General features: G+C 46.7%; 5 protein-coding genes and 1 pseudogene. All 6 read left to right on the forward strand.

What is annotated here, in order from left to right; genetic code table 11:
* Window positions 1-147 precede the first annotated feature (147 nt).
* The 6 genes and pseudogenes from HZB61_03190 (at window position 148) to HZB61_03215 (ending at window position 5,261) form a co-directional block, all read left to right on the forward strand.
* Window positions 148-300 (forward strand): annotated as a pseudogene (locus tag HZB61_03190) (glycerophosphodiester phosphodiesterase).
* 59 nt (window positions 301-359) lie between these two features.
* On the forward strand, window positions 360-1,760 hold the full coding sequence (locus tag HZB61_03195) for a sigma-54-dependent Fis family transcriptional regulator (GenBank protein ID MBI5055607.1): 1,401 nt from the start codon (window positions 360-362) through the stop codon (window positions 1,758-1,760).
* Window positions 1,761-1,956: 196 nt separating this feature from the next.
* Window positions 1,957-2,388 (forward strand): Hsp20/alpha crystallin family protein, encoded by a 432-nt coding sequence (locus HZB61_03200; protein ID MBI5055608.1) that lies wholly within the window; start codon window positions 1,957-1,959, stop codon window positions 2,386-2,388.
* Between the two features lie 21 nt (window positions 2,389-2,409).
* Complete coding sequence (locus tag HZB61_03205; GenBank protein ID MBI5055609.1) at window positions 2,410-2,781, forward strand: Hsp20/alpha crystallin family protein; 372 nt, start codon at window positions 2,410-2,412, stop codon at window positions 2,779-2,781.
* 213 nt (window positions 2,782-2,994) lie between these two features.
* The gene (locus HZB61_03210; protein MBI5055610.1) at window positions 2,995-3,624 is read left to right on the forward strand and encodes a peroxiredoxin; all 630 of its coding nucleotides are present in this window, start codon (window positions 2,995-2,997) and stop codon (window positions 3,622-3,624) included.
* Window positions 3,625-4,574: 950 nt separating this feature from the next.
* Window positions 4,575-5,261 (forward strand): CerR family C-terminal domain-containing protein, encoded by a 687-nt coding sequence (locus HZB61_03215; protein MBI5055611.1) that lies wholly within the window; start codon window positions 4,575-4,577, stop codon window positions 5,259-5,261.
* The last annotated feature ends 8 nt before the right edge of the window (window positions 5,262-5,269 follow it).

Below are 5,269 nucleotides of genomic sequence, written 5' to 3' on the forward strand. Positions count from 1 at the left end.
GCACCTCCGGAAATTACAGTTCCGAAAAGATTGCCAATATGCTGACTTATATTCAAGTCGACACCATGAAAATCATGGGAAAAGTTTTTTGTATTCATATTGTTATGAATGATTCTCATAATATTAACCGGACACTACTGAGATGAAGCGTTTGTTAAAAAGCTGCGTAAAAACAAAATGGAATTCCACGTGTGGAATGTCAACGATATTGAGACTGCGGATTATTTTCGAAATCTCGGAGCTGACTCCATGACAACAGACAGGCCCGGCTGGCTGAGAGAAGTACTCCGTGCTGATTAATATCATTTGATTAACTTTGTATAATATAAAAGCGATACCTGTTTAACATGGAAGATATTATGGTAAATAAAAACCCGGACCTTGGCGGACTCTCTGTACTTGTGATCGAAGATGACCCGTCTTCATCAAGCCGGATTGAAAGCGGCCTGAAAGATTTCGGAGCGCAGGTGTATACTGCCGCAACCGCTTCGGAGGTCTCCGGGACACTTTCGCTTGAACAGGTCAATGTAATACTCATCTCGCTGACACTTGCAGATGAAAAATGCCTGAGCATCATAAAAGATTACAAGGCAGCACATCCCGGCACACTCTTTTATCTTCTGGCCGAGCAGAACTACTGCCATGTGGAGCCTGTTGAAGGGTCGGTCAGGCAGATACTTGATGACTGCCTTCAAAAGCCTCTTGATGTGGAAAGATTTGCAGGCATAGTGGGCGCGAGCTTCGGCAGGCCCCGCACATCGACTTCCCTGTCGGTGATCGAGCCGTTAAGCGTGAAGGCCAAACCATACTTCATCTTCCGCTCCTACACTATGAGACTCGCGCTCTCCACCCTTCCGCAGATCGCAGCCTCAGAGCAGACAGTTCTCGTCTCAGGGGAGACAGGCACGGGAAAAGAACTGGTCGCTCGCGCGATACACATGTTAAGCCCGCGCTCCGACGGACCATTTGTGCCTATAAACTGCGGCGCGATCCCTGAAAGTTTGATTGAGAGCGAGCTCTTCGGGCATGAAAAAGGCGCCTTCACCGGGGCGTTAAAAAGCAGGAAGGGAAAATTTGAGACCGCCCATAACGGGACCCTGTTTCTTGATGAGATCGGCGATATGCCTCTTATCCTGCAGATCCGTCTGCTGCGCGTGCTTGAAGACGGAGAGGTTTACCGCGTCGGCAGTGATAAACGGATACCGGTTAACGTCAGGGTGATAACAGCCACGCATATGGACCTTGAAGGCGCTGTTGGCAACGGCCTTTTCCGCAAAGACCTTTACTACCGTTTAAACGTACTCCGCGTCCACCTGCCGCCCCTCAGGGAGCGCGTTGATGACATCCCCGTGCTTGCGCTTCATTTTCTTGAGAGGACCTTTGACGAAATGGGACATTCAAAACCCTACCCGTCTTTTTCACCGGAAACCGTTCACCTTCTTCAACAATATCAGTGGCCTGGAAATGTCAGGGAGCTCAGGAATATCATGACGCGTGTTGCGACCCTGCTGCCGCCTGACACAAAACGGATATTCCCCATGCATATACTTCCACACCTTGGTGAGATAAAAAGCCCTGAAAGCGAATCAGATATCCTGCCGTCTTCCGAAGGGACATTTATTCCAAAAGGCACCCCCCTTGATAAGGCGGAAGAGCTGCTCATTCAGGAGGCATTAAAACAGACAGACGGCAACCGCACCCGGGCCGCCAGACTCCTCGGCATCAGCCTGCGCACCCTCAGGAGAAAGTTAAACAAGTAAATGCCGTTGGGGCACAATGTCCTCTGCCGGTCATATTGCCCCACGATTAACAGGCCATATCGTCCCCTTTTCTTTGCGAATAGAAAACTGTCCCTGCCGAACTTGTTGTTTTTTATAAAACCTTTTTCCTGGCACATCGCTTGCAATTTGATCAGCGTAACTATGAATAAATTTTAATAAAAAGGAGGAATGAACCATGTTAACAAGAGAACTTGAGAGATTGGAGAATGTTCTGGATCCATGGAGGGACTTTGATCGTCTCAACAGTGAGTTGTTTGAAATGATCTATCCGGCAAGGGGAGAATTCCCGCCGATGAACATGTGGAAGAACGAAGAGAAGGCAATGGTTTCAGTGGAGATCCCGGGAGTCGATCCTGAAGGTGTTGAGATCGAGGTAAGCGGTGAAATGCTTACATTGATGTTTGAGCGCAAGCCTGAGGAGTTGAAAGAAGGAGAATCATACACCAGGAAAGAACGCTGGTACGGTCAATTCAGCAGGACCATTGAGCTTCCCTTTAATGTTCAAGCGGACAAGGTGACGGCAAAATTTTCAAAGGGTGTGCTTTTTATCGAGCTGCCGAGGGCTGAAGCAGAGAAGCCAAAGAAGATCACAGTAAAGGTGGAATAACTAAATAAGGAGGTGACAAGTATGGCGGAAACCGTAAAAGACATAAACAAAACAAACAGAAAAACATACAGCCCCGCGGTTGATATTTTAGAAACAACCAACAATATACTCCTGACAGCCGATATGCCGGGGGTGGATGAAAAATCCGTAGAAATAACCGTTGAAAAAAATTTCCTGACAGTTCACGGGATGATCGACCCGACAGTGCACGATACTTTGGAAATGTCAGTAAACGAATACGGTGTCGGAGATTATCAGAGGGTATTCACTTTCAACGATGAAGTTGACAGGGACAACATAAAGGCAACGTTAAAAAACGGAGTGCTAAAGCTCGTCCTGCCCAAGTCGGAGAGGGCAAAGGCAAGAAAGATCGAGGTCATCAGCGAAGCGTAGGGGCCAAATTTCTGTCATTCCGGCTTGTCCGGAATCTTTCCGGAAGGATTCCCGATGCGCTTCGCTTGCGGGAATGACACCAAAAAATAAACTTTCAAATAATGACGCCCTGCGGTCTCTGCCGCAGGGTGCTTCACTTGCAAGCAACACAATTTTAATGTATATAAATTTTAGCAGGAATTTATCTGCGGATTGAAAATCAAGGAGGTGCTTATGCCGGAAGCATGTGCGTGTTTAGGATGTAATGTCGGTTCAACGGTCCCGAATTTCACTCTGGAGACATTTGAACCGGCCAAAGGAGACTTCGGAGAAATAAGTCTTGCAACACTCAGGAAGAACAAGAAGTGGACCATCCTCTTTTTTTACCCCGCGGATTTCACTTTTGTCTGAGCCACGGAATTTGCTGCTCTGGCAGAGCAGTACGACAGGTTCAAGAAAATGGGCGCTGAGATCATCACCGTCAGCAGGGACACAAAGTTCGTCCATCTCGCCTGGCAGAGAGACGAAAAACAGCTCGCAAACGTGAAGTATCCCATGGGCTCTGACGTCACTGGAAGGCTTGCGAAGATGTTCGGTGTTTATGACGAGGCCACAGGGCTTTCATTGAGAGGCACTTTCATTATAAACCCCGAGGGCAAGCTGCTGAATGCGGAAGTGAACTACTTCAACATGGGCAGGAATGTCGATGAGCTGATGAGAAAATTCAAGGCCAACCTCCATCTCGCAAAACAGACTGCCGAGGGATGCCCCGCAAAGTGGAAGGAAGAAGGCGACCTGACCCTTAAACCCTCCGCAAAAATGGTCGGCAGGGTGCACGAGGCCTTAAAGGAAATGGGCGGTTAACAGACGGGTGGGCGCGGGCGTAGTCGATGAGCGGAACACAATGAATAAATTAAAGCGGTTGACCTGCAGGGCACAGACTTTAACAAGACAGCGCCCTGCAGGTCAGAAATTAATCCGGATCACCCCAACCCTCCAGGGAGAATACATGCGGTATGACAGGCAAGCCATAAGCTTAAACAGAAAAGCCTATGAATCGCCGGACATAAATTTGTTATATCACCCCCGCCCGCCCAGGACTTCAGTCACGATCCTTGCAAATGTTTTGTGCCGAGGCAGTGGCAAGGATCGCGCCTTCAGTCCTGCCCATCTGCCCCCTCAAAGGGGACGCCCTGAGTATTTAATTATCGTGGTTATTGCGTGTTTCAGCGGGAATTACTTTTATTGAGAATACCTGCGTATAAATAAGCTCTGCGGACTTTAAAATTGATTATTACGGATTAAAAGAGTGATGTCCATTCAATCGAAAGAATGCGTCTTCTGCTAACAAAGAGGGAGTGTAAAGATTTCGACAGTTGTAAAAAAACTTCAGCTATAATTTATACCTCCGAGGAAGGAGTGCCCCACAACCAGAGAGATACAATAAGGGCTAAACCGCTATTTATTTCTCCCTGAACTAAACTCCCATTGGATTTTCATAGGAGAGCAACCTTTCACATAGTACTCAATGCCTTTGAAAGTTTCTGACATCTGAAAATTTCATCCTGTAAGCAGCAATCTATTGAAGTTTGAATTGCATTTATTTCAGCAACAAGTCGCGCTCAGAGGAGGATCTATAATTAACGATTATTTGCATTAATTCTCAAGCGATCTGACTCAGTTAGAATAACTCTCCGTGCGATCATCCCGTTCGATCTTTATTCGTAATTTGTTAATGTTGGACTTGACATATTCAAATAAGCATTTTAAAATGACATTTGAATATAGATAAAGGACAGACGCTTGGAGACAACATGAAGACACCACGAGAATGCAGTAAGAAAACCTGTAAAAACCTGCTGGAAGCAGCGGTCGCTGTATTCGCGGAGAAAGGCTATCGGGACGCTACTATCGCGGAAATCTGTGGTAGGGCCAATGCAAATATTGCAGCCGTGAATTACCATTTCCGCGACAAAGAAACTCTTTATAGAGAAGCATGGCGATATGCCTTCTCCGAGTCCATTAAAGCCCATCCTCCAGATGCCGGAGTAAGTGATGATTCACCGCCGGAAGAACGCCTGAGAGGACAAATAATAGCCCTTCTGCATCGGATCAGCGACAAAAAGAACAAAGAGTTCTTTATTGTGATGAAAGAATTTGCAAATCCGACAGGGCTTTTGAATGAGATCATGCAAGAAACGCTGCTTCCTCTGCAAAAAAGTATGCAAGATACAATCCGTGAGCTGATACGGCCTCAGGCTCAGGACATGCAGATTCAGTTCTGTGAGATAAGCATCATCAGCCAGTGTATCAATCCGGCGGTCATTCGCAGTAACCAAAAGGAGCTGATCGGTCCTTCGGAAATCACAGATATTGAGAAATATGCAGACCATGTTGTGCAATTTTCGCTGGCCGGGATACACAAAGTACAGGCTGAGTCCGGGAAGAAAACATTTTTAAGACGAACCAAGGTGGCAAGACCTTTAAAAGGAAAACTATGAGTTTTTTA

It is taken from the genome of Nitrospirota bacterium, assembly GCA_016214845.1.
GTDB lineage: Bacteria > Nitrospirota > Thermodesulfovibrionia > UBA6902 > UBA6902 > SURF-23.